Below are 22,270 nucleotides of genomic sequence, written 5' to 3'. Positions count from 1 at the left end.
TCTCCGGGACGGCACGGCACGGTCGCCTAAGCGAGAAGAGGCTTGCGGCCGAAATCAGACGCCGGGCGCCCGGGCGCGATGTCCCGCCGCGTCGAGGTCTCGGTGGATGATGTTGATTTTCTGCCATATCTTCTGGCTGAGGCCCGTCGCGGTGCCCTCCAGGTCGGTCACTGCATCCGTGACGACGGGGTCCGGATAACTCTGCGCGTAGATGGCCGCGACCTTTGAAGTCAGTGAGAGCAACTCGCTGCAGTAGTCCAAGTAACGGAGAAGCTGTTCCGAAGACAGGTTTCTTACGGGCGACGAAGCGGTCGGGACACTCGCGGAGACGCCCGAACCCGCGTCCTTGGTGAGCTGGTGCATGTCAATAACGTGAACGATCGAGCGTAATTCGTGGAGGGCCGAAAGGACGCGAGAGCGCCGCTTGCGGTCTTCAAGGCGGACCAAAAAGAAGAGACTCGCCCCCATGAGCAGCACGATGTTGAAGGCGCTGTCGATACCCTGGACCGTGTCGAAAAGGTCATTGCTCGTGTGCAATCCCGACATCATCACGATGGTAAGAGCCAAGAGGAGGACGAAACCCGCGACGAGGATGCCAGCGACCAACGCGCGCAGCCGCAGGTCTGGCTTCGCGATGGCTGCCGCGCGTGCCTGTGCTTCACCGGCTGCGTCGGCCAACTCACAACAAACGGCCGCGAGGCCGGCGCCCGGGAACCGTTCGCGGATTCGGCGCTCGAGGACCTTGATTGTGGCGACGAGCCGCGCCGCATCCAGGGTGCGGTACATGTCCAATACCCTACTGGCCGGGCGATCCGAAGGAAAGCAGTGAACAGTTGCTCGAGTGGCGAGCGAAACCGCGCTGCGATCCTGCCGCGTCTTGGTGTCTTCCGTCCGCACTCGCTACCATTCCTCCGCGAACTTTCGCCGGAATCGAGCAGGCACCGATGCATCGGGACGCAGCGTGGGACATCCTCGTCGAATACTCGCAGGAAGAACGCACGCGAAGGCACGGCATCGCCGTGGAAGCCGTCATGCGGGCATACGCGCGGCTGTTGCACGAGGACGAGGAGAAGTGGGGCATTACCGGCCTCCTGCATGACTTCGATTGGGAAATTCATCCGACTGAAGACCTCCATCCGAAGGCCGGATCTGTGCTCCTCGAGGCGCGCGGCGTGCCCGCCGACATCCGGTATGCCATCCTTTGCCACGCGCCGTTCCTGGGGATGGAGTACACCTCGAAAATGGACCGCGCGATTTACGCTTGCGACGAACTTTCGGGGTTCGTCACGGCCTGCGCGCTGGTGAAGCCGGACAAGTCGCTCGCTTCGATCGAGCCGGCATCGGTGCGGAAGAAGATGAAGGACAAGGCGTTCGCCCGGAGCGTGAGCCGGGACGACCTGGTAAACGGAGCGAAAGACCTGGGCGTGGAGCTCGACGAACACATCCGATTTGTGGCGGAAGCGCTCAAACCGGTGGCAGAAAAACTCGGAGTGAACCCTTGAGAAACGAACGTGTCCCCGACCGAAACATCGCGATGGAACTGGTGCGGGTAACGGAGGCTGCGGCGGTAGCAGCGGCGAAGTGGATGGGCCGCGGCGACAAGATCGGCGCCGATCAGGCGGCAGTCGACGCCATGCGGATGATGCTCGACACGGTCGACATGGACGGCGTTATCGTGATCGGCGAAGGCGAAAAGGACGAAGCGCCGATGCTGTTCAACGGCGAGCGCGTAGGCAACGGCCACGGACCCCAGGTGGACGTAGCGGTGGACCCGCTGGAGGGCACCCGGCTCACGGCCCAGGGGCGGCCGGGCGCGGTGAGCGTCATCGCGTGTGCACCGCGGGGCACGCTCTACGACCCCCACGAGATGTTCTACATGGAGAAAATCGCGGTAGGCCCGCAGGCTCGCGGCGCTATCGACCTTTCGGCCCCGGTGGACTGGAACATTCGCCAGGTGGCGAGGGCCAAGGGCATCCCGGTGGAGGAGGTGACGGTCATCATCCTGGACCGGGACCGGAACACGGACATCGCCGACCAGGTACGGGCAGCCGGGGCACGGATCAAGTTCATCACGGACGGCGATGCCCCGGCGGCGGTTTCAGCGGGCATCCCGAGTGCGGGTGTCGACATGATGCTGGGCATCGGCGGTTCACCTGAGGGTGTCGTCGCCGCGTGTGCGCTGAAGTGCCTGGAAGGGGACTTCCAGGGGAGGCTATGGCCGCGAAACGACGATGACCGGCGCCTGGCCGAGGAGCGGGGGATCGACCTCACGAAGGTGCTGCGGATCGAAGACCTGGTGAAGGGCGACGACGTGTTCTTCGCGGCCACCGGCGTGACCGGTGGCGACCTCCTCCAGGGCGTTGAATACACCGCCGGAGGCGCCGTGAGCGAGTCGCTCGTCATGCGTTCACGCTCCGGGACGATCCGCCGAATCCGGACCGAGCACCACTGGCGGAAGCTCCAGGGTCTCGACCACACGGTCAACTGATTCACGACTCGAGGCCGGACTGGCAATCGACTTCCTCGGCAACGGTCCATCACACGCGCCAGAGACGCTCGTCCTGGCGCACGGGGCAGGCGCGCCGATGGACTCCGAGTTCTTGGGGTTTGTGTCTGAGGCGCTCGCGGCGCGGGGGGTTCACGTACTCAGGTTCGAGTTTCCCTACATGCGGGCGAGACGTGAGAGCGGCAAGCCGCGGCCGCCCGACCGCGAGGCAGTCTTACTGGATACCTGGCGGCAAGCTATCCGCGAATGTGGAGTCGAGGGCCCCTTCATCGGCGGCAAATCGCTCGGCGGCCGCATGGCCAGCATGGTCGCAGACGAGATGGGGGCGGCCGGACTCATCTGCCTGGGGTATCCGTTTCACCCACCGGGAAAGCCGGAACGGACGCGCACGGCACACCTCGAAGGCCTCCGGACGCCGACGCTGATCGTTCAGGGCACCAGGGACCCTTTCGGCAACCGTGAAGACGTCGCCGGGTACGCTCTCAGCACTGCCATCCAGGTCCGATGGATAGAGGGCGGCAACCATGACCTGCAAGTGCCGGGCAGGGCGAAAGCAGAGACGTGGTCGGAGACGGTTGAGGCAGTGGGAGCATTCGTCCGCGGCTGACGTCCGGTTCAGTTGGCGGCGGCCTTTTCCACGAGCGTGCGTACCTCATCGGGCGTGTAGGGGCCAAGGGCGGCGTAGGTCACCTTCCCGGCTGCATCGAGGACGACGAACCCTGGCTGGTAGTTGATGCGGTAGCTTTCCGAGAACTTGCGACCGGCATCGGAATCACGGTCAACCTGGATGAGCTGGACGTCGGCGCCGTATTCGGCCTGTAGCGCCGGCCACACGGGCCGGATCTTCTTGCAGGTCGTTCACCAGTCGGTGTGGATCCAGTAGACCACCGGTTTGCCCGGCGATGCGCCGAAGACAAACCGTGACGGGTCGACCGACGACGGCGACGCGGCTTCGAGCGAGGCACCTGGGGTCGATTCGGTGGCGCGAACCGCCGCATCCGGTTGTGCCGTAGACGCCGGTGAATCGCTGCCGCCGCAGGAAGCGGCGAGCGCGGCGAAACCGAAGAGGACTGGAAAGACGAGCAAGCGGCGTAGCATCGAGTTGGAATGATAGCGGTGGCGCCGCATTGGACGGGAAAGGCGCCTTTCGCGAGCGTATCGGCCGAGCGGGGGCCGAGAGGATGTCCGGGGGCCTGAGGAAAGCCGAAAGAGCGAAACGCCGTATGCGGAGTGGCACCGTAAAGAGGCGATCCACGGCCGTGCAAAAGTTACACACCGTTTACATGGGACTTGGAGCTTGAGGGCGGTACTCGTTGACCCTACTTCTACGCGGTTCCTACACTGCCGAGTGATGAGGAGAAACATCATGGAGCGAATTCGTATCCGGCGACTGGCGCTTGCAACAGTGCTCGGCGCCCTGACCCTTATCCCGGTAGCGTCCGCGAGTGCGGGCAGCATTCCGGGCAACCGGCAGGAGCTGGCACCAGGACGCGGCTTCGACCACGTTGCCGTCCTCCCCGCGCTGCTCCCCAACAGCAAGGAAAACACGAGCTCGATCGCCCAGAACAATGGCAGCGCCCCCGCAACCATTGTGATGGACATCTACACCCCGCAAGGCGTGCAGATCCCTTCGGCTACCGTGGTCTTCCCGAACGTGCCTCCCGGAGGCACGCGCGTCTTCGCCCAGGCGCTGAACACGGGCCTGACGCCCGGCTTCCGCGGCGTCGGCGTCATCAGCAGCGACCAGCCGATCAATGCGCTGCTGGTGCGCGACATCGAGTCGAGCAGCACATTCGCGAAGTCCTACTCGATCCACAACGCCTATCCCACCGGCGGCACGAAAGTGACTTTGCCGTACGTCGCGAACGCCCTCGACGCAACCTATAACACTCGTTTCGCGATCGCGAACACGGGGGCGGCTGAAGCGTGCGTGACGATCCTTTACACCTTCCCCGGCGGCGTAAAGTCCCCGGTCACCGATGCAGGGTCGGGCAGCGCAGCATGCGCTGGCGGCGGATACAAGATCCCGGTTGGCGGCCAGATTAGCTTCGCGCCGACCGCCATCGACGGCGCCATCCCGATGCCGGGCAGCACCGCCAACTCAATCATGGCGGCCACGATCACGACCTCAACTTCCAGCGTGACGGTCGGTGTCGACGCCTACCTCTCCGGTGGGCTTCGCAAGCTGGCTTCGTACGATGGCTTCATCGTCGGCGGGGCCGGGGACACGACCGACGACGTTGGCACAACGATCTCGATCCCGCTGGCCATCAAACTCGATGGCTACTACACCCAGATCCTCCTTTCGAACGCCAACGCGACGGCTGCGACTGCAACGGTTACCTACACGGGCAACACCGGGACCTACGCGGTGCCGCTGAGCATCCCGGCGAACGGTACCGCCAGCCACAGCGTTTACGAAGCAGCCGGTGGAATCCCGGAAGGCTTCGTCGGGGCGGCGAAGATCACTTCTGACCAGCCGCTGGCGGCTGTGCTGTTCCGCTCGAAGATGACTTCGGCGGGCAGCTTCGTCGATGAAGACCTTTACACGGCGGTGAACGGAGTGCCGACCGACCGCGCGACGACAAGCGCGAAGTTCCCGCTCATCTTCCGCCGGGCGTACGCCTCGGGTGGGGCCGGCGGATACAACACGTGGGTCAGCGTAACGGTGGCGAGCGGCGGGACGGCGACCCTCACCTTGACCGCGATCAATGACACGTCGAACTCGGCGCCGGGCTGTAACGCAGCCGGGACGTACACGGCGAGCAAGACGATCACGGGCTCGTTCATCTTCTACCAGGGGCTGACGACGGATAGCGGCATTGGCGCTTCGCCGCCTGCCTGCTTCTGGGGCGGCATGACGATTACGAGCGACGTGCCGATCATCGCCATCGCGGATGCGACGAACGACCTGAACGCCGGCGACAACGACGGCCTCTACAACGCCTTTAGCAACTAGGCCAAAGGCTTCCAGACCGACGAAGGGCTCCCCGCACGGGGAGCCCTTTTTCGTGTGCGGGGCGGTAGCCCTTCCGGTTATTCACGATAGGATGGCTTCATGTCGATCGCACTTGGCGGCATCGTTGCGTTCATCTTCCGCGGAATGAACCTGCTCGTCGCGCTCGCGCTGATCTTTCTCTGCTCGCACCAGCTCGACAAGGACGGCTATGGGACGTTCGTCCTCGGGCTCACGGTCGTGGGCATCGTCAACGCGGCCACAGGCGGACTTACGGCGGCGACCGGCGTCCAGATCTCGTCGCACCGGCGACCTCCGGGGATGGCCCTGGCGAACGGTGGTGTGCTTGGGCTGGCGCTGGGAGCAACCGCGGTGATCGCGGGGTTCGGGGCGAGCACGCTCTACGCCGGCGAAGCCCATCGCGAAGCGATTGCGGTCGGTCTCTCGTGCGCAGCGGTGATCGTGAGTAGCGTCGTCGCAGGGACGTTCCTGGGGCGAGAGGCATTTGTCCGCTACAACATGGCTCTGGTGGCGCCGCCACTCTTCTCACTCGGACTAATCACTTTCGCGTTCTTCGGCATGGACAAGCCCTCACCCGCCATCGCGCTGGAGATGTACGCGCTGGGGCAGTGGCTCGCAATCGTCTTGTTGTTGGTGACTGCCGGACGGACGTACCTGCGCGGGCTGTCCCTGCATGCGCCCGTCGCGAGACAGATCATCGGCTTCGCAGTTGTCGCTGGAGCTGCAAGCGGGATCTCGTACCTGAACTACCGCGCCGACGTCGTACTCGTAGACCACTGGGAAGGGCGGGCGAGCGTGGGGACTTACTCGCTCGCGGTCTACCTCGCCGAATCGGTGTGGCAGGTGAGCGGTTCGCTGGCGCTGGCGACGTACGCCCGCCTGGGAAGCAGCAGCCGGGAGGAGGCGGTAGCGCTGACGACGCGGGTGATGCGGCACACGGTCATCCTGCTGGCCGGCATCTGCACGGTGCTGTTCGCCGGCGCAGACGTTATCCAACGGGTCCTGTTTTCGGAGTACGAAGGGATGGCCTCTGCGCTGCGCCTCGTGCTCCCGGGCGTGCTGATGTACAGCCTTGCTCAGTCCTACTCCGGCTACTACACGTGGCAGCGGGGCATGCCCTGGGTCTCGGCTGCCGTCGCGGGGGCGGGTCTCTGCCTGGACCTCGTGCTCGCCGTGGTGCTCATCCCGAAGTTCGGTATCAACGGCGCCGCGCTCGCAAGTACGCTCGCAAAGAGCGTGGCTATCCTCGTGGCACTGGTTGTCTTCGTGCGGGCGGAACGCATCTCGCTACAGCAAGTGTTCCGCTTCGGCCGGGCTGATGTGGACGACTACCGGGTGTTGTTTGGCCGAGTGCGGGCGCGTCTCGCTCCGTGAGCCTGGCCGGGAGCGAAAGGTTCCGCGGCATTGGGACCGTGCTTTACGGGCGGTCCGTGGAGATAGCGTCGCGCGGAGTCAGCGAAGCCTTCGAGCGTGGGATAGGAATCGGCAGGCCGCTCTCAGGGTCAGTCAGCACGGTCATGGCGATCCCGAACACTTTCGCCAGCCCGACCGGTTCCATGACTTCGGCGGGCGCTCCATCGAAGGCGACGCGGCCTTCGCGCATGGCGATGACGCGCCGCGTATAGCGCGCTGCCAGGGCGAGGTCATGGAGCACGGCAACCACCGTTATGCCGTCGTGATTGAGACGCTGGAGCAGCTCCATCACTTCCACCTGATGAGCGATGTCGAGGAAGCTTGTCGGCTCATCCAGGAGGAGGACCCGGGGCTGCTGGGCGAGCGCCATGGCAATCCAGGCGCGCTGGCGCTCCCCGCCGGAGAGGTGGGCAAGCGTGCGGGCGGCGAGGAGTTCGACATCGGCGGCTTTCATGGCCCAATCGACCGCCTCGAAATCGGTGCGAGTGAGGCGCTGCAAGATGCCCTGGTGGGGAAAGCGGCCGCGATAGACCAGTTCGCGGACGGTCAGGTCGGCTCCGCCATCGGGCGACTGGGGGAGGACGGCGAGTTGGCGGGCAACCTGGCGCGCACCAAGCGAGCGGATGTCGGTTTCGCCCAGAAGCACGCGACCGCGGGTAGGGCGCTGGAGGCGGCCGATCCCGCGGAGGAGAGTGCTTTTACCGCTGCCATTGGGGCCGACTATCGAGACCATGTCGCCGGATTCGATATCGAGCGAGACGTCGTCGACGGCGGTGAGGCGGCCATAGCCGAGAGAGAGGCCCTGGATGGAGAGCCTCACTCCCGGAATCTCACGAGGTAGAGCAGGAAGGGGGCACCAACGCCGGCCGTGATGATGCCCATGGGGACTTCGCTGGGGCTGATGACGAGCCTGGCGATCAGGTCGGCGATGCTCACGAGGAGCGCGCCGTAGAGCGCGGAAACCGGAATCAGCGCGCGGTTGTCGCTGCCGACGGTGTAGCGGGCGAGATGGGGACAGACCAGCCCGACGAAACTGACCATCCCCGCTGTCGCAACGGCCATGGCCGTGAGGACGCCGACGACGGCGAGGATCGCAAGCCGGGTCCTATCGGTGACTACACCCAGGCCAGCCGCGACGTCATCTCCGAGGGCGAGAATGTTGAGCCGGCCGGAGAGCAAGATCGCGGCAGCGAATCCCGGCACGAGGTAGGGAAGCATCGCCCGGAAGTCGCGCCACTCGGACCCGTAGAGCCCGCCGGCGAGGAAACCCAGGCTGGTCTGGAGAAATGTGCGGGAACTCGCCAGCAGGCCAACGATGGCGGCCCCAAAGAAAGCGGAGAGGGCCACACCGGCGAGGGCCAGCCGCACCGGCGAGACCGCGCCACGATAGGCGATCACAAAAAGCACGCCGGCCCCGATGAGACCACCGGCTGCACAGGCGGCAGCTATTGCCCACTGCGGCACACGCGGGTCGATGACGATGACGGTGGCACTTGCGAGGCCGGCGGCCGCGGTGACGCCGAGGATGGTTGGGTCGGCGAGGGGGTTGCGGGTGACCCCCTGGAGCAGCGCGCCGGAGACGGCGAGGGCGGCGCCGACGAGCATCGCATCGACAAGCCGTGGGAACCGGATCTGCCAGACGATGTTCCGAGCGAGCGGCTCCGAATCGGATGTCAGCCCGCTCCAGACTTCGTTCCAGCTGAGGTGGACGGCGCCCAGTTTCATCGAGAGCAGGGACACCGCAAGCAGCCCGGTGACGCACATCAGGAGGACAACGGTGGAGCCAGCGAGGCGGGCGGGAACGCGCCTTTCGAGCGCGCTCCCTTGCTTTGGAGACTCGGCTGCCATGCCGGTCATCGTATCGGGCCCTTCTGCTACGGGGCGCTTACGGCCGCGGCTACGGCCTTGAACGCTTCGATGATGCGCGGGCCGGGGGCCTGGACGAAGTAGTCGACCTTTGCGTCGATGACGTGGTTCGAGGTGACGGCCTTCAGTGCCTTGAACGGCGGGATGGCCGGGATCAGTGTGGCAAGCCGTGGCGCCGGTTCCGGGGCAGCGGTTATGGCGAAGATGTAGTCCGGGTTGAACTGGACGAGCTTCTCGGCCGAGAGGGTGGTATAGCCCGGGAAGGGGCCGGAGTCCGCCTGGCTGGCGGCCGGGTTTTCGATGCCCAGCTGGGCGAGGATGTCGCCGGCGTAGCTGGTGGTCTTGGCGGCATAGAACGTATTGTCGCGGTCGGCGATGAGGGCGAGTGCGGTCACCTTCTTCCCGGCGATGGCCTTCTTTGCGTCATCCTTCGCCTTTTCGATATCGGCGATGACCCTGTCAGTCGTCGTCTTGCTATCGAACACCTGGCCCATGAGCTTCAAGGCATCGAGCACCTGCTGGTAGCTTTCGGCGCCGGCGAAGATGACCGGGACCGGCAACTGTTCGAGCGGTTGTCGCAGCGCGGGCTGGGCATGGATGGAAGAGTCCGCGACGACGAGATCCGGCTTGAGGGCGAGGATCTGTTCGAGGTTCGGCTGGTAGGCGGTCCCGATTTCTTTGGCCGACTTCGCGGCTTCGGGGAAAGTCGCCGTGGTTGTGCGACCGACGACCTTCCCGCCAGCGGCGTAAACCAGTTCCACGGCTGTTGGGCTGACTGCGACAATGGTCACCGGCTTTGACTTGATCTCGACTTCGCGGCCGAGGAGGTCTTTCACCTTGACTGGATAGGCCGCGGCCGCGACTGGAGGGCTGGAGGAAACGGTGGCGGAAGCGCTGGCATCAGCCTGAGTGGGCTCAGTGTCTCCGTCATCGTCATCCCCGCCGCAGGCAGTTGCGAAAGCGGCGACGGACAGGGCTGCGAGGGGCAGAGCGACGAGACGGATAAATCGGCCGTTGAAACTTATCATTCTTACCACAACCATCCTTAGTACATGTGAACCAGGTAGATTTTTGCAGTATAGCAGCGCTTCGCCTTGCGTCACGTCGACTGCGGACAAGCTCGCCTCGGCTACCGAAGATGGAGCGTGCGAAGATAGCCGCAGGCATTCGCCCAAGGAGCCGCGCCATGACCCATCCCGAACTCCCGCACCTTCCCGGGTCTCCGCTCGAACTGGAGGGCGTCGAGAAAGCGCTCCTCGCGCTGAGCTACGGAGTGCATGTCATCGGCTCCCGGGCCAGCGACGGCACGATGAACGCGATGCTCGCTGACTGGGTGATGCAGGTTTCGTTCAAGCCGCGCCTGGTGGCAGTCTCGATTGAAAACGACGCGCGGACGTTACGGTTCATCCGGGAGACCGGGGCTTTTACGGTGAACCTGTTGCACGAGAAGGACGGCATCGACATCGCGAGGAAAGTGGTGATGCCCTCGGAAGCGAAAAAGGTGCGTGGCCGTTCTGAGGAAGCCGCGGCGCAAGTGATTAACAAGCTGGCAGGAATTCCCTACGGGCTGCACGGGAACGGATGTCCGGTACTTGACCGCGCGCTCGGCTGGATCGCTTGCACCGCGGAAGCGTTCCACCCGGCAGGCGACCACACGATCGTCGTTGGCCGCTGCATCGATGGCGAACGCATACGCCCCGGCGAGATGCTCATCGAGCGCGACCTCGGGTGGGAGTACGGGGGGTAGCGGCCCGGCCGTCGCGGTGTGGCCTGCGGAGTGAGTAGACTCCGTGCCGTGGCGCGGATCGACTACGCGAAGATTGCCGGGGACTACGCGCAGGCCCGCGGACTGACGGAAGGGGGCCTCGCGGGCTGGCGCGAGGCAGTCCGGCCGTATCTCGGGGGCCTGGCATTACCGGTGGTCGACGTTGGGAGTGGCGCCGGGCAGTTCGCCGCTCTGTTCCCGAGTTGGTTCGGCGTCCAGGTTGTGGGGGTGGAGCCCTCGGCTGCCATGCGTGCTGAGGCAGTGGCGAACACATCGGACGCGCGGGTCACCTACCTCCACGGCGATGCCCAACATCTGCCGCTGGCGGACCTGAGCGCCGGGGCCGCCTGGATTTCGACGGTCATCCACCACATTCCGAACCTGCCGGCTGCTGCCGCCGAGATCCGGCGGGTGCTCACGCCCGGAGCCCCGGTACTGATCCGAAGCGCGTTTCCCGGGAGAACTGGAGGAGTCAGCCTGTTCCGCTTCTTCCCCGAGGCCGCGAAAGTGGTGGAAACGTTCCCAAGCATCGAGCAGGTGGAACAGGACTTCGGGGCGGCCGGCTTCAGACTGGAACGCGTCGAGCCGGTGGTACAGGTAAGCGTCCAAAGCCTGCGCGAGTTCCGTACACGGGTGGCGCTGCGGGCCGACACCACGCTGCGAGGCATCACGGATGAGGCATTCGCAGCGGGACTGGCACGCCTGGATACAGCCATCCTGGGCGGCGAGGCCGAAGGGCCAGTGATCGACCTTCTCGACCTGGTGGTATTGCGCTGATCACCGGTTACCGCGTCATATCTGATGGGACATAGACCGGAGCGATGAACCAGAGCGGCCGGTACCCGCAGGAGAGCGCGTTGTTCATGGAACGCACGTTGGTGAAGCCGTAGGTATAGATGGGGAGGCGCCCCTGGGAGCGAATCCAGCGAGTTGCATGGATCGTCAGGACCGCAGCGAAGCCGTTTCCGCGAAACGTCCGGAGGACGTCGAGTCCCAGTTCATCCACGCCGGGGTACTGATCCCAAATGCCCGTGACCGCGACGGGCGCACCGGTGGAATCGACGACGGCGAAGGCGATTCGGGAGGCTGCGATGCGGCGGCGCTCTTCGGGTTCGCCGAGGGCGTTGTCGAACTCACCTCCCACGCGCAACTGTTCTTGCTCGGAGAGGGAAAGCTCGCGAAGGGCGAACCCCGGGGGCAATTCTCGGACGGGCAGGTCCGCCGCGAGGACTGTCCCGCCCGATGCGCTGTGGGCCTTCGCGCCTTCATGGCCGAGCTCGCGAGCATAAGCGGCGAGGTCTTCGAGGAACGACGGGAGAAAGACGCGCTGATTCGCGTTGAGCTGCTGCTGGCGCGCCCAATCGCCGAGGCGCGGGTCACGGACGGAGAGGACCGAGCCGGCACCGCAGGTAGTGGCGAGGGCAAGGTGCGGCTCGCGCGACGCTGTCGGGCGCCCAACGATCGCGAGGCCGTGGGACTGGTAGTCCTCCGGTGCGCAGCCCATTTCGGCGGCGAGGGCGCGCTTGAACGCCTCTGCGGACTCGCGGAAGAGCTTCGTTGTCACAGTGCGGATCACATCCCGGGGGCGGCGACGCGGACCGCGGAGGCGACAGGCACGAAGCCGCAGGTGAGCGCGTTGCGATGCGAACGGATGTTGGTGGGGCCGCAGTAGTAGGTTGCGACGGAGCCTTCATCGGCGATGAGCCGGGCGAGGTTCGTCACGACCACCGGAGCGAGTCCGAGCCCGCGGTAGGGGCGAGCTACATCGACGCCGATCTCGAGCATCCCCTGGCCATCGTCGTATGCGCCGGCGACGGCAGCCGGGGAGTCGCCAGCGAAGAGCACAAAGCCGAACTTCCAGATCGAGGCGACGTACTCGTGCCCGGCCTCGCCGAGGGCGTTGTCGAACTCGTTGGAATCCACATGGAGGTCATGGAAGCCCCTATCGACGCGGCGGCCAGCGAATCCGGGCGGGACGCTGATGGCTACCGGGTCCGAGCCGGGGAGGAAGCTCAGGTTCGGGCTGCGATAGGCAAGGGACTCGCCGCGGCTCTTCGCTTCCTCGACCAATGGGGCGAGGAGCGTGGGAGGGAACATCACGCGGTAGTGCATCGCCGGCGCGTGCGCCTTCACCCAGTCCAGATATTGGGGGACGACGGAGACGACCGTGCCCGTCCCGAAGGTGACCGCGATCAGGGCAAGCGGCTCATGCGCGCCGGCGGGCCGTTCGACGATGACGAGCGAGTGGTCGTCGAAGTGCTCGGGGGCGCAGCCGAGTTCGGCAGCTCTTGTGACCCGGTAGCGGTCCAGGGCTTCGATGAAGTAGTCGGTGGCCATCGCCGGGATCATAGCAGTCGGGCGCGAGTGCCCGGTGAGGCTCAGTCTCTCGGTAGCCCGAGGCCGCGCGTGGCGATGATGTTCCTCTGGATCTCGCTGGAGCCCGAATAGATCTGCGGTGACACGTTGACGAGGTGGCCCTTTTCCATATTGCCATCGAACACGGCGTGCTTAGACTCGGGCTCCAGGTAACCGGCGGGGCCAAGCTGATTGACGCCGAAGTTCGTGATCTTCGCGCCGAGTTCGGTCGCGAAGACCTTGATTACAGAGGCCTCGTAGTTGGCGATACGCCCGGCTTCCTGCATCCATGCGGTGCGGTAGCTGAGGAGGCGGCCCGTCTCGTTCGAAAGCCAGAGTTCGGCCAGGCGATGGCGGAGGATATCCCGGTAGGCGCCGCCCGGCCTGCGCGCTTTCATGTCGCTGATGAGCATCTCGAGCTGGCGCTGGTTCGCGGCGATGGAGGCGACGTTCGAGCGCTCGAAATCAAGAAGGGTCATGGCGACGTACCAGCCATTGTTCTCTTCGCCCACGCGATTGCGGACCGGGATGCGGACGTCTTCGAAGAAGACTTCGTTGAACTCGTGGTAGCCAGCCATGTTCACGATCGGCCGGACCTGGATTCCGGGCGACTTCATGTCGACGAGGAGGAAGGAGATGCCCTTGTGCTTGGGGGCATCCGGGTCGCTGCGGACCAGAAGGAAGCACCAGTCGGCATGGTGCGCCCCTGTCGTCCAGATCTTCTGACCGTTGACGACGTAGTCATCGCCATCGCGGACTGCGCGGGTCTGGAGGGCGGCGAGGTCGCTGCCGGCGCCCGGCTCGCTATAGCCCTGGCACCAGGTGACATCAGCCTCGGTGATCCGGGGGAGGTGTTCAGCCTTCTGTTCGGGGCTGCCGTGGACGATGAGGGTGGGGCCGATCATGCCGACGTTGAAGACGCGCCCGCCATCGGGCGCGCCGGCGTAGGAGATCTCTTCGCTGAAGACCATCTGCTTGATGTGGCTCCAGGCGAGGCCGCCGTACTCCTTCGGCCACGCGGGGGCGACCCAGCCCTTCTTCGCAAGCTTCTTCATGAAGTCCATCTGTTCGGGCCAGTTCTCCTGGCTGGTGGGGCGGACGGGGCCGGCGCCTCGCTCATCGGGGAGGGCATCAGCGAGGAAGGCGCGGACCTCTGCTCGAAGTGCGTTATGTTCCTCAGTGAACTTGAATTCCATCGATCCTGACCCCAAACCGGGCAAACGTCCGGGATATCCGGAGAGGAGCTTACCGCAGGGGTCCGGCGAGTGTCGCCCCGATCGAGTGGGCACCGGTGGTACTCCCGCACAGGCGGCGCACCCGCGAAGGAGGGGGTACGATGGGGAAACGGCGCGCGGACAGTGCCGGTCCATCCTCAGCAGGCAGGGGCGAGCGACTCGTGAACATCTTCTTCGACGTGGACAACACCATCATCACGTGGGATGTGAAGTTGCGGCCGGGGGTGCACGAGGTCTTCACGCGGCTGCGCGAGGACGGGCACACGATCTACCTGTGGAGCGGCATGGGGCCTCGCTGGGAAGTGGTGCAGCGGTTCGACCTGCACGAACACGTCGCCGACTGCTTCTGGAAGCCACTGCACAACCACCACGCACGAATGGAAGAACTCGGGATCACGATCTTCCCGGACTACGTCATCGATGACCACGTTGAAATCATCCACGCATTCACGGGTTCACACGTCCCAGAGCCGATGCTGCCGCTCGACCGGGACAAGGTGATGTGGCGGGTGTATGACGAAATCAGCGCGCATGTGAGCCGCACACAACTGGACTGAGAGGAGCCTGGCTCGCGGTGGGCCGAGTTTCACGGAGCTTCCCGCAAGACCGGTGAGGTTACCGTCGAGTCGTGCCGCGAGGATCGGAGAGCGTGGACCCTTAGATCTGCTTGTTGGCTTCCAGTTGCTGCTTGAGGGACTCGAGCGAAGGGACGGGCTTACCGTTGAGCGAGTCGAGGGCATCGATGACGTCGTCGTTGGCGTCTTCGGCGAAGGCGAGATCGACCAGCTCCTGGCGGTCGGGCTGTAGGCCCGCTTCAAAGAGATGCTTTACGAGGGCTTCGACGTCGGTCCAGCTGGCAGGCATGTGCGAGTCCTTCTTGTTGCGGAAGCAGGCGACACCTGCGCCCGTCCGGGGGATTCGAGATGGCGGTGCGGCTACTTCGAGAAGATGTCGCCAGTGAGCGGCTTGCCGTAGTCGATGTAGGGGGGCCACAGGGATTCGAGCTCTTTGCGGATGGGATCGCCGTCCGGAAGATAGCGCTGGAACTGGGGCTCGACATCGCGGCGGACCCATTCCTTGCCGATGGTGTCCTTCTTGATCTTGTCCTGAAGGAGCATGAGGCCGGTAAGGAGCGATTCGGGACGCGGCGGGCAACCGGGCACGTAAACATCGACGGGGACGAGCGTGTTGACGCCGGGGGTGACGCTGTAGGCATAGGCGAAGGGCCCGCCCATGATGGCGCAGCCGCCCATGGCGAGAGCCCACTTCGGTTCGGGCATCTGGAGCCAGATGCGGCGGACAGCGGGAGCCATCTTCCAGGTGACCGTCCCGGGCACGAGCAGGAGGTCGGCCTGGCGGGGAGAGGCGCGGAAGATTTCGGCGCCGAAGCGGGCGATGTCGTACCGCGGGGTGGCGGTTGCAATCATCTCCATGGCGCAACAGGCCAGCCCGAACATGCACGGCCAGAGCGAAGAACGACGAGCCCAGTTGAGGAGCTGATCGACGCTCGTGACGAGGATGTTCTGCTGGAGTTCTTCCTCAACGCTCGTGTCGATGAGGGGAAGCGGCGCGTAAACCTTGTTGGCCTGTGGCATTGCTTGCGGATTCTATCACAATGTCTGGGGCGAAAAGCCACTGTCCCGGATGGGACTGGACGGCCTTCCGGCGACGCCGTCAGCGGCGGTTGCTGTAGTGGACCTGGCCGTCGTTGATGGGCTCATCGATGTAGAGTTCGCCGTTGCGGATCTTGATGTTGTAACCGCAATCGGGGTTGGTGCAGACCCAGGCCTTGTAATGGATTGGGGCGCCCTGGCTGCCGAAATCGCTGAACGGGACCAGGTCGCCGTCACCGCACTTGCGGCACTTCGGTAACTGATACATCCCAACACCCTCCCCGTAGTGGGCGCGGATATTACGACAAGATTTTACAAAGGGCCAAGACAGCGGGAAGTGAGCGGGCGAAGGCGGCTCAGTTCGCTGATACGGGCTTTGCTCTGGCCGCCTTCATGTCAGCCAGGAGAAGGTCCATGTCTTCCTGTGGGACTTCATGAAGGTTGCCCTGGTAGGCAAGCGTCCAGTTGGCGCGCGGCCACTTCTGGGTCCACTGGAAGCGGTCGTGGTAGGGCTCGGCGTCCAGCCACTGGTCGTCATCGAGGACGATGACCTTCTCGATGCCGGCGCGGTAGGGGTACATCTCGTTTGGCTTCTTATCGCTCTGCCAGATGCGGGTGTGCTCTTCGACGACGGGGGTGGTGACACGGGCGATGGCGGCGAACTGCTTTCGGCCTGTGACATAGAAGGCGAGCAGGTCACCCGGCTGGATGCTGTTGGCCATGTTGCGCCGCGTGCTCTTGAAGCCGTGGCGGGTGAAGCCCAGTTCGCGTGTCTTCGCGAAGATTTCGGGGCCTCCGACGACAACCCAGTTCCGTGCCATGTGATCCTCCTACGCCGTTAGGGCGCCCGGTTTCCAGTGTAATGGCCGACGAGGACGCCGCGGGAGAGCCATGGGAGGTCGCGGCCACCAACCAGCGACGGGTTCCGCCTCATCCCCGGCCCCGGGCGCCCGGGCTGATGTGTCGTCTTGCAGGCAACCCGCGGCGCCCGCGAAGGGCCGCTAACCGGCCGGGTTGGCGGCGAGGTGGCTGAACTGTGCGGGCGGCCTTTGCCGCCGGTATGCCTCGACGATCGGGGCGAGTTCTGCCGGGCTCGCCCCGTGCAGGATGACGCCGTCGCAGCCGAGTTCGAATTGACCCCGGATCTTGGCTACGCATTGCTCAGGGCTCCCCGTGGCCGCCGACGCGAGCCATTCGTCCGGGATGAGCGTGGCGACATGCTCGAGCTGCTCGGTGGTCGCCAGCGTGTCGAGGGCGCCCGGAAAGCCGCGGACGAGGTCGTCCGCCCGGAACCGCTGGAGGACCGCGGGATCCCACCGGTTCGTGGAGACCATCAGGTCGCCATAGGCCTGGAGGTAGGTGGCCATCCGGCCGACGGTCTTCTTGAGCCTTAGGTCGGCGGGAAGGTGGTCGCCAATCGTGGCGAAGCAGGACCAGACTCTGACGCTGGCAGGGTCGCGCCCGGCTTCTTCAGCCGCCCGCTTGACGGCGCGCACGCAGCGGTCTGTTGTCTCATCGGTGAAGAAGGTATGGAGCACTACGGCGTCGAACGCGCGCCCACCCAGCGCGAGCGAGTTCGGGCCGAAGGCGGTGAAGGTCATTGGGATGTGCTCAGCGTAGCCAGGCATCGCGAGCAGCGGATAGCGGCCGGCCGGTCCGTCATGGCCAACGACCACCTCGCCCCTCCAAATGCGCCTCATGAGGCCGACGAAGTCCTCAATCTGGGCGGTCGTGATCCGACCCAGCCCGAATCGATCGAACATTGGGCCAATCCCGCGTCCGAGGCCCAGCGAAAACCGTCCATCGGTGAAACGATGCATGGTCATCGCATAGGCAGCGGTCACCATCGGGTGCCGCGTGTTGTGATTGGTGGCCGCCGTCGCGATCCCGATCTCCGTGGATACCGCACCGACGGCGCCCGAGAGCGTGGCGGCCTCTTTGATGTTGAAGCGTTCCGAGATGAACGCAGACCCGAGGCCCATCGCCTCGCCCTGCCGGACTTCATCGATGAGATCGCGCGGGGAGCGGGGCGCTCCCGCCAGCGTGTAGAAGCCGAGTTCGTTCATTCGTTCCATGGGTACCCTCCGCGGCTGACCCCGCCGTGCCGGCGGTCGCCGTGGCCGGGCAAACTGGCCTGCCGCCTGACGCATCGCGAATGGTACACGGCGATGGCTCCCTGGAAGGCATCGGCATGTTCATGGCCCCGAAGGACTCTCTGGTTGGGGCAACGGGCCGCTCTACGGCGACCAGTCGCCTGTGTATCCGCGAATGAGGACATCCGGGGGAAGCGGTTCGATCGCGACTTCGCGGAGGGCGAACGGGGCCGGCCCGGGCCCCGAGGGGACGAGCGGAATGCCTGACTGGCCGAGGATCAGCGGGGCGACGTAGGCGTGGACTTCGTCGACGTGCCCACCATCGAACAACGACGCGAGGACGGATGGGCCGCCTTCGGCGATGAGCGAGACGATATCCCATTGCCCGAGCGCCCGCAGCAGCTCACGGAGGTCGATGCCGGCTTCGCGGTAGTCGAGTTCCAGGAGCTCCGCGCCGGTGGCTGCCACGGCTCGACGCCACTGCGGCGAAGACTTACTCGTCACGACGAGCGCACCAGGCCCCAGCACGCGCGCAGCAGGGTCCGTGCGGCCGCGGCCGTCCAGGATCACGCGCAGCGGCTGGCGAGCGAGAAGTGAGCCCGCTTCCCGGGCGGTGAGCGCCGGGTCGTCGGCCAGGACGGTGCCGCTGCCGACGAGAATGGCGTCGACCCAGGCGCGGTCCTGGTGGGCGCGAGCGAGCGCGGGCTCAGAAGTGAGCCACGTGATACCGGCCGAGGGCGCGCCGACCTTTCCGTCGAGGCTCATGGCGAACTTGGCAATGACGTATGGGAGGCCGGTCTGGCGGAACTTCAGGTAGGGCCGAAGGAGTTCCGTCACGGCCTCGGAGCCGTCGCCAAGATCGACCTGGATGCCCTGTGCCCTCAAGAAGGCTGCACCCTGACCGCGCACGGGCGCATGGGGATCGCTGAGGCTGATTACTACGCGACTGACGCCCGCCTCGATGATGGCTTCAGCGCAAGGGCGCGTCCTCTTGCCTTCGAATGGCATGCAGGGTTCGAGGGTCGTGTAGAGGGTGGCTCCGCGGGCATCGACGCCGGCGAGGGCGGCAGCTTCGGCGTGGGGGCCGCCGTAGGGCGCGGTAGCCCCGATGGACACGACTTTACCGTCGCGGACGACGACCGCTCCGACCCATGGGTTTGGGCTGGTGCGGCCCCGGACGGCCCGGGCGGAATCGATTGCCACCTGCATGAACGTGGAGGCTTGCACGGGACAAGCGTAGGGGAGCGGGGCCGCATGCCGCGAGCGGTGGCGCGCGGAAGATGACTGCTTCGACTCAGTCCTCGGGAGAAGTCGAGTCCCAGGTGATCTGGTACTTGCAGTTCGGGTCGCCCTCGAGGCGATGCGCCGTCCTCGTGATGGTGGCGCCCGGAAGGACACGTTGCATGGACTCGCACTCGACCCGGCAGATGCCTGGATGGCGGGTCGCGACGCTGAGGAGGGGGCAGTGGCGGAGGGTGAGCTCGGCCGGACTCTCATCGACGACTTCGAGGCGCGGGAAGTAGCCGAAGCGCTCGATCAACTGCACGAGTTCGAGGAGGCGTTCGGGACGCGAGCCGGCGAGGACGAGCTGTCCGGCGAGCTGGACCTGCTCCTGGACCAGGCGGCCGACGATGCGTTCGACGACGGAGGAATCCTCGGCCTCGATAGCGGCGAGGAGGGTGTTGGCCACTTCGGCGTAGAGCTGGGGGAACATCCTCTCGCCGCTGGCAGTGAGCCGGAACATGTGGCGGGGCCGGCCGGGGCCGTTGCGAAGGCGGACGAACGTGACCAGGCCCAGCGCTTCGAGGCCAAGCAGGTGCTGCCGGACGGCGCCGGGGGAGAGGAACGTTTCGCGAGCAAGCTCTTCCGTCGTAGCTTGACCATCGCTCTTGATCGCGATGAGAAGCGTTTGGCGGGCCTGGCTCAGAAATTCCAGACCTCCGCCGGAGGCGCGAAGCTGCATGTATCCCTACCATACCGCCGCACTGCCAATAGGCGACGGGGGAAAACCTTTCCCCGGAGAATTCTCGACAAATTCTGTCGAATTGTTGATTGGGGACCGGCGAGCCCGCGTTTTCGAGGCCGGAGCTCAGCTCGTGAGCATCTTGAGGGCGTACTCCATGTTGCTCTTCATGGAAGGCTTTATGTCCTCCCAGTGAGGGTCATCGCGCTTCCCCCGCCGGTGCAGCATGAGGTTGAAGCCGCTGATGATCCCGAACTTGTACATGGCAAGCGCCTTGAACCAGCGAACGTTGCCCTCGACTTCGCCGTAGCCCTCGCGGTACCAGGTTTCGAGTTCGTCGCCGTGGGGCATGCGGGTCGGCTGGGTGTGAGCCCAGGCTTCCGGATCGCTGAAGGCGCAGATCCAGCCGAGGTCGTTCAGGGTGGGACCGATGCCGCAGAGCTCCCAGTCGATGACGGCCAGGAGTTCCGCCTTTCGCGAGTAGAGCAGGTTCGACCACTGGAAATCGCCGTGATAGACGGCGATGCGCGCGTCGTGGGGGATGTTTTCGAGGAGGAGCTGCTTCACGCGCGGCTGGAGTGCCAGGAGTTCAGGTTCGGCGGCGCGCTCGTAGAAGCGGTCCCAACGGGTTACATCGAATTCGTAACCCCAGAACTGCCCGAGGTAGGGGGCGTTCGCCGGGTCGACCTTGTGGATGCCGGCGAGGGCGGTCATTGCATCCCTGGCCATCGCCCGTAGCTGTGCATCCGAAAACTGGAGGGGCCATTCGTCCTTGAGGGTGTCGCCATCGAGGCGCGGCTGGACGAAGTAGGGCACACCGAACCAGTCCTCATCGGCGCTGGCCCAGAGAATCGGGGCATGAGGGACGTTCGTGCCCTGGAGCGTACGGATAGCCGCGACCTGGCGCATAACATCGGCAGTGCCCTCGTGCTTCACCCCGGGGGGAGGGAGGCGCAGGAAGTAGCTGGTGCGCAGGCCATCGGAGATCGTGTCGAAGAAGTAGGAGAATCCGGCGTGACCGGGGCCTTTGGCGACATTTTCGATGGTGGCGTTCGGGTCCTGCAGCTTCGTCCGGATGAACGGGACGAGCCTGTTCCCGACTTCTTCGAGTTCCATGTTCCCCTCCGGAATGAAACGAGGCGGCGGGCGCTGGCCCACCGCCTCGGGGTGTGATCCGCGGCTGGTCCGAGCCTACTGGACGCCGAAGTCCCACTTGTTGCCGGCCTTGAAGCTCTGGAGGATGCGGCGGGACACGACCATGCGGTGGCTTTCATCCGGGCCATCGTAGATGCGGGCTCCGCGGGCATTGCGGTACATCCCTTCGAGCGGGGTGTCGCCGGAGACGCCGCGGGCGCCGTGGACCTGGATTGCGCGGTCGATCACATCGTGGAGGACCTTGGCGCCGAAGAACTTGATGGCCGAGATCTCGACACGGGCCTCATCGCCCTGGTCGATCTTCTTGGCTGCATTGAGGGTGAGCGCCCGAGACGCCTGGATTTCGACGTAGGAATCGGCGATCCAGTTCTGCACGGTCTGCTTCTCCGAGAGCGTCGAGCCGTAGACCTCGCGCTGGAGCGAGTACTCGATCATGAGTTCGAAGGCGCGTTGCATCTGGCCGAGCCAGCGCATGCAGTGGTGGATGCGGCCAGGGCCGAGGCGCTTCTGGGCGATGCGGAATCCGCCTCCGGCTTCGCCCAGGATGTTCGTGAGCGGCACACGGACATCGGTGTAGCGGACTTCAGCGTGGGAGCCTTCGGTTTCGCCCATCACCGGGACAGGCCGGACGATCTCGAAGCCGGGAGTGTTGGCGGGGACGACGATCTGGCTCATGCGGCGGTGGGGCGGCTGGTCGAGCTCGCTGGCGCACATGACGATGGCGAAGGTTGCACCTTCGCCCTGGCTGGTGAACCACTTGTGGCCGTTGATGACCCATTCGTCGCCATCGCGCCGGGCAGTGGTCTGGAGGTTCGTGGGGTCGGCCCCGGAGACTTCAGGCTCGGTCATGGAGTAGCAGGAGTAGATATCGCCGTTGACGAGCGGCTTCATGTACTTATCCTGCAGCTCCTTCGAGCCGAATTGCCAGAGGATCTCGGCGTTCCCGGAATCCGGGGCCTGGGAGCCGAACGCCAGTGGGGCGATGGGACTCCGGCCGAGGATTTCATTCATGTAGACGTAGGGCATGAAACCGATCCCCATGCCGCCGGCCTCAGACGGGAGGTGGGGCGCCCACATGCCCATGGCTTTCGTCTTGGCCTGGAGTTCCTTCATCCTGGCTACGCCTTCGGTGCTCCGGCGCGGGCTGTGATGGTGGAAGAAGTCCTCGTTCGGGTAGATATCCGACTCCATGAAGGTCTTGACCCGTTCACGAAGGGCCTGAACCTCGGCGTCTGTGAGCTTGCGATCGGTGGCGTGGGCGTGGGGGGCAGTCATTTCGGTGGGCATCCTTGGGTGATTTGGAGGAAGAGGAACTGTAGCGCGATAGGG

General features: G+C 65.2%; 26 protein-coding genes. 8 read left to right on the top strand and 18 right to left on the bottom strand.

Annotation, left to right across the window (positions count from 1 at the left end; translation table 11 throughout):
• Positions 1 to 54: 54 nt before the first annotated feature.
• Positions 55 to 786, bottom strand: coding sequence for a hypothetical protein (locus IPG14_RS07585; protein WP_343391400.1), 732 nt, complete (start codon positions 784 to 786; stop codon positions 55 to 57).
• A gap of 158 nt (positions 787 to 944) precedes the next feature.
• Here IPG14_RS07585 and IPG14_RS07580 point away from each other — a divergent pair, with 158 nt between their 5' ends.
• From IPG14_RS07580 to IPG14_RS07570, 3 genes are read left to right on the top strand one after another with little or no spacing between them, the layout of a single operon-like run.
• Positions 945 to 1,502: an HD domain-containing protein gene (locus IPG14_RS07580; RefSeq protein ID WP_343391399.1), complete on the top strand. Its 558-nt coding sequence runs from the start codon at positions 945 to 947 to the stop codon at positions 1,500 to 1,502.
• 32 nt (positions 1,503 to 1,534) lie between these two features.
• Positions 1,535 to 2,488: a class II fructose-bisphosphatase gene (gene glpX / locus IPG14_RS07575; RefSeq protein ID WP_343389116.1), complete on the top strand. Its 954-nt coding sequence runs from the start codon at positions 1,535 to 1,537 to the stop codon at positions 2,486 to 2,488.
• 19 nt (positions 2,489 to 2,507) lie between these two features.
• Positions 2,508 to 3,113 (top strand): alpha/beta fold hydrolase, encoded by a 606-nt coding sequence (locus IPG14_RS07570; protein WP_343391616.1) that lies wholly within the window; start codon positions 2,508 to 2,510, stop codon positions 3,111 to 3,113.
• Positions 3,114 to 3,121: 8 nt separating this feature from the next.
• Here the strand turns inward: IPG14_RS07570 and IPG14_RS07565 are convergent, their stop codons facing one another.
• Positions 3,122 to 3,349: a hypothetical protein gene (locus IPG14_RS07565; RefSeq protein WP_343391615.1), complete on the bottom strand. Its 228-nt coding sequence runs from the start codon at positions 3,347 to 3,349 to the stop codon at positions 3,122 to 3,124.
• 15 nt (positions 3,350 to 3,364) lie between these two features.
• The gene (locus IPG14_RS07560; RefSeq protein ID WP_343391398.1) at positions 3,365 to 3,604 is read right to left on the bottom strand and encodes a hypothetical protein; all 240 of its coding nucleotides are present in this window, start codon (positions 3,602 to 3,604) and stop codon (positions 3,365 to 3,367) included.
• 268 nt (positions 3,605 to 3,872) lie between these two features.
• Here IPG14_RS07560 and IPG14_RS07555 point away from each other — a divergent pair, with 268 nt between their 5' ends.
• Complete coding sequence (locus tag IPG14_RS07555; protein ID WP_343389052.1) at positions 3,873 to 5,465, top strand: hypothetical protein; 1,593 nt, start codon at positions 3,873 to 3,875, stop codon at positions 5,463 to 5,465.
• A 99-nt stretch (positions 5,466 to 5,564) separates the two neighbouring features.
• Positions 5,565 to 6,857 (top strand): polysaccharide biosynthesis C-terminal domain-containing protein, encoded by a 1,293-nt coding sequence (locus IPG14_RS07550; RefSeq protein WP_343391397.1) that lies wholly within the window; start codon positions 5,565 to 5,567, stop codon positions 6,855 to 6,857.
• A gap of 43 nt (positions 6,858 to 6,900) precedes the next feature.
• Here the strand turns inward: IPG14_RS07550 and IPG14_RS07545 are convergent, their stop codons facing one another.
• Genes IPG14_RS07545 through IPG14_RS07535 form a run of 3 tightly spaced genes read right to left on the bottom strand, consistent with a single transcriptional unit; the run spans position 6,901 to position 9,790 of the window.
• The gene (locus IPG14_RS07545) at positions 6,901 to 7,716 is read right to left on the bottom strand and encodes an ABC transporter ATP-binding protein (protein ID WP_343391396.1); all 816 of its coding nucleotides are present in this window, start codon (positions 7,714 to 7,716) and stop codon (positions 6,901 to 6,903) included.
• Positions 7,713 to 8,744 (bottom strand): iron ABC transporter permease, encoded by a 1,032-nt coding sequence (locus tag IPG14_RS07540; RefSeq protein ID WP_343391395.1) that lies wholly within the window; start codon positions 8,742 to 8,744, stop codon positions 7,713 to 7,715. Before IPG14_RS07540 ends, IPG14_RS07545 begins: the two co-directional genes overlap by 4 nt.
• A 26-nt stretch (positions 8,745 to 8,770) precedes the next feature.
• Positions 8,771 to 9,790, bottom strand: a complete 1,020-nt coding sequence (locus IPG14_RS07535) for an ABC transporter substrate-binding protein (protein ID WP_343391394.1) — start codon at positions 9,788 to 9,790, stop codon at positions 8,771 to 8,773.
• Positions 9,791 to 9,948: 158 nt separating this feature from the next.
• On the opposite strand from IPG14_RS07535, the gene IPG14_RS07530 reads away from it, so the two are divergent.
• Positions 9,949 to 10,509 carry a flavin reductase family protein gene (locus IPG14_RS07530; RefSeq protein WP_343391393.1) on the top strand — a complete coding sequence of 187 codons (561 nt, stop codon included), beginning with the start codon at positions 9,949 to 9,951 and terminating at the stop codon, positions 10,507 to 10,509.
• A gap of 48 nt (positions 10,510 to 10,557) precedes the next feature.
• Positions 10,558 to 11,304 carry a methyltransferase domain-containing protein gene (locus IPG14_RS07525; protein WP_343391392.1) on the top strand — a complete coding sequence of 249 codons (747 nt, stop codon included), beginning with the start codon at positions 10,558 to 10,560 and terminating at the stop codon, positions 11,302 to 11,304.
• 7 nt (positions 11,305 to 11,311) lie between these two features.
• On the opposite strand, the gene IPG14_RS07520 is transcribed toward IPG14_RS07525, so the two are convergent.
• Genes IPG14_RS07520 through IPG14_RS07510 form a run of 3 tightly spaced genes read right to left on the bottom strand, consistent with a single transcriptional unit; the run spans position 11,312 to position 14,078 of the window.
• Entirely contained in the window at positions 11,312 to 12,091 is a 780-nt protein-coding gene (locus tag IPG14_RS07520; protein WP_343391391.1) for a hypothetical protein, read from the bottom strand.
• Positions 12,092 to 12,099: 8 nt separating this feature from the next.
• Complete coding sequence (locus IPG14_RS07515; RefSeq protein ID WP_343391390.1) at positions 12,100 to 12,864, bottom strand: hypothetical protein; 765 nt, start codon at positions 12,862 to 12,864, stop codon at positions 12,100 to 12,102.
• 41 nt (positions 12,865 to 12,905) lie between these two features.
• On the bottom strand, positions 12,906 to 14,078 hold the full coding sequence (locus IPG14_RS07510; RefSeq protein WP_343391389.1) for an acyl-CoA dehydrogenase family protein: 1,173 nt from the start codon (positions 14,076 to 14,078) through the stop codon (positions 12,906 to 12,908).
• Between the two features lie 140 nt (positions 14,079 to 14,218).
• Here IPG14_RS07510 and IPG14_RS07505 point away from each other — a divergent pair, with 140 nt between their 5' ends.
• Positions 14,219 to 14,674, top strand: a complete 456-nt coding sequence (locus IPG14_RS07505) for a hypothetical protein (RefSeq protein ID WP_343389062.1) — start codon at positions 14,219 to 14,221, stop codon at positions 14,672 to 14,674.
• A 100-nt stretch (positions 14,675 to 14,774) separates the two neighbouring features.
• On the opposite strand, the gene IPG14_RS07500 is transcribed toward IPG14_RS07505, so the two are convergent.
• The 9 genes from IPG14_RS07500 to IPG14_RS07460 form a co-directional block, all read right to left on the bottom strand.
• The gene (locus IPG14_RS07500; RefSeq protein ID WP_343389063.1) at positions 14,775 to 14,981 is read right to left on the bottom strand and encodes a hypothetical protein; all 207 of its coding nucleotides are present in this window, start codon (positions 14,979 to 14,981) and stop codon (positions 14,775 to 14,777) included.
• A gap of 71 nt (positions 14,982 to 15,052) precedes the next feature.
• Positions 15,053 to 15,712 carry an NADH-quinone oxidoreductase subunit B family protein gene (locus IPG14_RS07495; RefSeq protein WP_343389064.1) on the bottom strand — a complete coding sequence of 220 codons (660 nt, stop codon included), beginning with the start codon at positions 15,710 to 15,712 and terminating at the stop codon, positions 15,053 to 15,055.
• Positions 15,713 to 15,791: 79 nt separating this feature from the next.
• Complete coding sequence (locus IPG14_RS07490; protein ID WP_343389065.1) at positions 15,792 to 15,998, bottom strand: hypothetical protein; 207 nt, start codon at positions 15,996 to 15,998, stop codon at positions 15,792 to 15,794.
• 88 nt (positions 15,999 to 16,086) lie between these two features.
• Entirely contained in the window at positions 16,087 to 16,551 is a 465-nt protein-coding gene (locus tag IPG14_RS07485; protein WP_343389066.1) for an EVE domain-containing protein, read from the bottom strand.
• A 180-nt stretch (positions 16,552 to 16,731) separates the two neighbouring features.
• Positions 16,732 to 17,805 carry a TIGR03857 family LLM class F420-dependent oxidoreductase gene (locus tag IPG14_RS07480; RefSeq protein ID WP_343391388.1) on the bottom strand — a complete coding sequence of 358 codons (1,074 nt, stop codon included), beginning with the start codon at positions 17,803 to 17,805 and terminating at the stop codon, positions 16,732 to 16,734.
• 162 nt (positions 17,806 to 17,967) lie between these two features.
• Positions 17,968 to 19,050, bottom strand: a complete 1,083-nt coding sequence (gene ribD / locus IPG14_RS07475) for a bifunctional diaminohydroxyphosphoribosylaminopyrimidine deaminase/5-amino-6-(5-phosphoribosylamino)uracil reductase RibD (protein ID WP_343391387.1) — start codon at positions 19,048 to 19,050, stop codon at positions 17,968 to 17,970.
• Positions 19,051 to 19,117: 67 nt separating this feature from the next.
• Positions 19,118 to 19,786, bottom strand: a complete 669-nt coding sequence (locus IPG14_RS07470) for a winged helix-turn-helix transcriptional regulator (protein WP_343391386.1) — start codon at positions 19,784 to 19,786, stop codon at positions 19,118 to 19,120.
• Between the two features lie 126 nt (positions 19,787 to 19,912).
• The gene (locus IPG14_RS07465) at positions 19,913 to 20,902 is read right to left on the bottom strand and encodes a phosphotransferase family protein (RefSeq protein ID WP_343391385.1); all 990 of its coding nucleotides are present in this window, start codon (positions 20,900 to 20,902) and stop codon (positions 19,913 to 19,915) included.
• A 75-nt stretch (positions 20,903 to 20,977) separates the two neighbouring features.
• A complete protein-coding gene (locus IPG14_RS07460; protein WP_343389071.1) occupies positions 20,978 to 22,216 on the bottom strand; it encodes an acyl-CoA dehydrogenase family protein in 1,239 nt (412 codons plus the stop codon).
• Between the last annotated feature and the right edge of the window lie 54 nt (positions 22,217 to 22,270).

The sequence above is a fragment of the Candidatus Amarobacter glycogenicus genome, from assembly GCF_016704105.1.
GTDB classification, from domain to species: Bacteria; Chloroflexota; Dehalococcoidia; order Tepidiformales; family Tepidiformaceae; genus Amarobacter; species Amarobacter glycogenicus.
This window is presented reverse-complemented; position numbering and strand designations above follow the sequence as displayed.

Excerpts from the sequence above, each read along its gene's own strand:
- IPG14_RS07585 (WP_343391400.1), bottom strand. The coding sequence starts at position 786 with ATGTACCGCACCCTGGATGCGGCGCGGCTCGTCGCCACAATCAAGGTC.
- IPG14_RS07580 (WP_343391399.1), top strand. The coding sequence starts at position 945 with ATGCATCGGGACGCAGCGTGGGACATCCTCGTCGAATACTCGCAGGAA.
- glpX (WP_343389116.1), top strand. The coding sequence starts at position 1,535 with ATGGAACTGGTGCGGGTAACGGAGGCTGCGGCGGTAGCAGCGGCGAAG.
- IPG14_RS07560 (WP_343391398.1), bottom strand. The coding sequence starts at position 3,604 with ATGCTACGCCGCTTGCTCGTCTTTCCAGTCCTCTTCGGTTTCGCCGCG.
- IPG14_RS07555 (WP_343389052.1), top strand. The coding sequence starts at position 3,873 with ATGGAGCGAATTCGTATCCGGCGACTGGCGCTTGCAACAGTGCTCGGC.
- IPG14_RS07550 (WP_343391397.1), top strand. The coding sequence starts at position 5,565 with ATGTCGATCGCACTTGGCGGCATCGTTGCGTTCATCTTCCGCGGAATG.
- IPG14_RS07540 (WP_343391395.1), bottom strand. The coding sequence starts at position 8,744 with ATGGCAGCCGAGTCTCCAAAGCAAGGGAGCGCGCTCGAAAGGCGCGTT.
- IPG14_RS07535 (WP_343391394.1), bottom strand. The coding sequence starts at position 9,790 with ATGATAAGTTTCAACGGCCGATTTATCCGTCTCGTCGCTCTGCCCCTC.
- IPG14_RS07530 (WP_343391393.1), top strand. The coding sequence starts at position 9,949 with ATGACCCATCCCGAACTCCCGCACCTTCCCGGGTCTCCGCTCGAACTG.
- IPG14_RS07515 (WP_343391390.1), bottom strand. The coding sequence starts at position 12,864 with ATGGCCACCGACTACTTCATCGAAGCCCTGGACCGCTACCGGGTCACA.
- IPG14_RS07510 (WP_343391389.1), bottom strand. The coding sequence starts at position 14,078 with ATGGAATTCAAGTTCACTGAGGAACATAACGCACTTCGAGCAGAGGTC.
- IPG14_RS07505 (WP_343389062.1), top strand. The coding sequence starts at position 14,219 with ATGGGGAAACGGCGCGCGGACAGTGCCGGTCCATCCTCAGCAGGCAGG.
- IPG14_RS07500 (WP_343389063.1), bottom strand. The coding sequence starts at position 14,981 with ATGCCTGCCAGCTGGACCGACGTCGAAGCCCTCGTAAAGCATCTCTTT.
- IPG14_RS07495 (WP_343389064.1), bottom strand. The coding sequence starts at position 15,712 with ATGCCACAGGCCAACAAGGTTTACGCGCCGCTTCCCCTCATCGACACG.
- IPG14_RS07490 (WP_343389065.1), bottom strand. The coding sequence starts at position 15,998 with ATGTATCAGTTACCGAAGTGCCGCAAGTGCGGTGACGGCGACCTGGTC.
- IPG14_RS07485 (WP_343389066.1), bottom strand. The coding sequence starts at position 16,551 with ATGGCACGGAACTGGGTTGTCGTCGGAGGCCCCGAAATCTTCGCGAAG.
- IPG14_RS07480 (WP_343391388.1), bottom strand. The coding sequence starts at position 17,805 with ATGGAACGAATGAACGAACTCGGCTTCTACACGCTGGCGGGAGCGCCC.
- IPG14_RS07470 (WP_343391386.1), bottom strand. The coding sequence starts at position 19,786 with ATGCAGCTTCGCGCCTCCGGCGGAGGTCTGGAATTTCTGAGCCAGGCC.
- IPG14_RS07465 (WP_343391385.1), bottom strand. The coding sequence starts at position 20,902 with ATGGAACTCGAAGAAGTCGGGAACAGGCTCGTCCCGTTCATCCGGACG.
- IPG14_RS07460 (WP_343389071.1), bottom strand. The coding sequence starts at position 22,216 with ATGACTGCCCCCCACGCCCACGCCACCGATCGCAAGCTCACAGACGCC.